Raw genomic sequence first — 2,347 nt, forward strand, 5'->3', positions numbered from 1 at the left:
AAGAACTAAGTGAAAATCCTTTGGCCACTTTTTATATCAAAGTCAAAGAAAATTCGATGATTGATGCGGGTATAAATGACAAAGATGTGCTTGTGGTGGATCGAAGTCTGGAACCTCAAAACAATAAAATTGCCATTTGTTTTATTGATGGAGAATTTACAGTGAAACGCATTCAGCTCGAGAAAGATTGTTTGTATCTCATGCCTGAAAATCCTAATTATTCTCCTATAAAAGTTACCGAAGAAAATCAATTGATCATTTGGGGTATTGTGACTTATGTTATAAAGAAGATTTAAAATAGTTTATGTATTGTCTTGAAGAAGGGAGTTCTTAAGAAAATGTTTTTCAAAAACAAAAACCCGCCCCAGATGATTGGAGGGTACTGAAAAAGTCCTTTAAGGAATAAATACAATAATTTAAGGAGTAGAAATCTTAGTTTTTCTGCTCCTTTTTTCGTATATTTAGCTATAATTATAAGGGTTTTTAGATGTTAGTACAGCAACAAACAATACAATTCAGCGAGCATTCTACGTTGTATGATTTAATAGTTCCAAAGGAAAATATATTAAGAAAAATCAACGATTTAATTGATTTTTCCTTTATTTATGACGAGTTGTTAAATAAATACTGCACCACTAATGGGCGTATGGCAGAAAGTCCTGTTCGTATGTTCAAGTATTTGCTTCTTAAAACAATTTACACCGTTTCCGATGTTGATGTAGTGGAACGTTCGCGTTACGATATGTCCTTTAAATATTTTTTGGATATGAATCCAGAAGACGATGTTATCAATTCTAGTTCGTTGACAAAATTTAGAAAACTACGTTTGAAAGACACCGATTTATTAAATCTATTGATAAACAAAACAGTAACCATTGCTGTCGAAAAAGGAATAATTCGTTCGAAGTCTATCATCGTCGATGCCACACATACTTTATCAAGATCCAATCCATTTTTAGCCATAGAAGTATTGAGAGAACGCTCAAAGTTACTTCGAAAAACAGTATACACCTTTGACGACCAATTCAAAGAACGTATGCCTGAAAAAAATACCGACAATGATTTAGAAAAGGAACTGGCTTATTGCAAAGAGTTGGAAACACGTATAGAAAATGAGCCATCTATAAGTTCAATACCTGCAGTGAAAGAAAAATTAAATCTGCTAAAAGAAACCGTAGAAGATACTCAAGAAAATTTAACCCTATCCAAAGATACCGATGCAAAAATAGGTCATAAATCTGCCGAGAGTTCCTTTTTTGGCTACAAGACCCATTTGGCAATGACCGAAGAGCGCATCATTACTGCAGCTGTAGTTACATCGGGAGAAAAAGGCGATGGACCAGAATTGCCTAAACTTTTAGAAATTAGTCAAGAAAACGGAGTTGATGTCGATACCATTATTGGCGATGCGGCTTATTCTGGAAAAGAAAACCTTAAGATCACAAGTGAACAAAATATTAAAGTAGTAGCAAGACTAAATCCATCGATAACACAAGGATTTAGAAAAAACGAAGATAAATTCGATTACAATAAAGATGCCGATAGGTTTGTTTGCCCAGCAGGACATTTAGCAATACGAAAAGCGCGCCAAGGCACTAAAGATGTCGGAAAAAATCAAGTAGATACTTATTATTTTGATGTCGAAAAATGCAAGTCTTGCCCTTTAAAAGAAGGCTGTTATAAAGATGGAGCCAAGACAAAAACGTATTCGGTATCCATAAAATCAGAATTGCATCAAGACCAAATGGCTTTTCAAGAAACAGAATATTACAAAGAGAAAGCAAAACATCGATACAAGATAGAAGCCAAAAATAGCGAGTTAAAAAATGTACACGGTTATGATAGAGCAATATCATACGGTATTACCAATATGCAAATGCAAGGAGCATTAGCAATTTTTACAGTCAACTTAAAAAGAATACTCAAATTAATGTAGAAAATGGAATCTACACATACATTTTTCCAAATGAACCCTGTAAAAGTCAAAAACCGACTCTTACAACCTACAATAAAAAACAGTTGCAAAAATAAAAACGCTTATAACGGATGCTTAAAATCCTGTTACAAGCGTTTTTTTATTGTCTAAAAAAGAACGCTAATCAAAATAAACGAGGTTTTTCAGTACCCTCCGTATAACCCGACCCGCTTTTTTTTGCGGGTCACGCCCAAATAAAATTGCTATATTTTATAATATTTGAAAGGCACGAACAACATCCCGAAGCATTCGCCATCTTCCTTACCCAAATGCTTGTGGTGTACTTTGTGTGCTTTTCGCAAGCCAATTAAATACTTATTATTGGTATTTTTAAACCACTTAAATCGTTGATGAATCAAGACATCATGAATC

Annotated in this window: 2 protein-coding genes and 1 pseudogene; 2 read left to right on the plus strand and 1 reads right to left on the minus strand. The window is 33.9% G+C overall.

The features are described from left to right. Positions 1-296, plus strand: a 296-nt coding sequence (locus FNW07_RS13535; protein ID WP_144265643.1) for a LexA family transcriptional regulator, incomplete at its 5' end; no start/stop codon positions are given. A 191-nt stretch (positions 297-487) separates the two neighbouring features. After that, positions 488-1,936, plus strand: a complete 1,449-nt coding sequence (locus FNW07_RS13540) for an IS1182 family transposase (RefSeq protein WP_144265644.1) — start codon at positions 488-490, stop codon at positions 1,934-1,936. Positions 1,937-2,178: 242 nt separating this feature from the next. On the opposite strand, the pseudogene FNW07_RS13960 reads toward FNW07_RS13540, so the two are convergent. Further along, positions 2,179-2,347, minus strand: a pseudogene (locus tag FNW07_RS13960) (carotene hydroxylase); the annotation flags it as partial.

It is taken from the genome of Flavobacterium sp. GT3R68 (assembly GCF_007109225.1).
In the GTDB taxonomy this organism is placed as follows: domain Bacteria; phylum Bacteroidota; class Bacteroidia; order Flavobacteriales; family Flavobacteriaceae; genus Flavobacterium.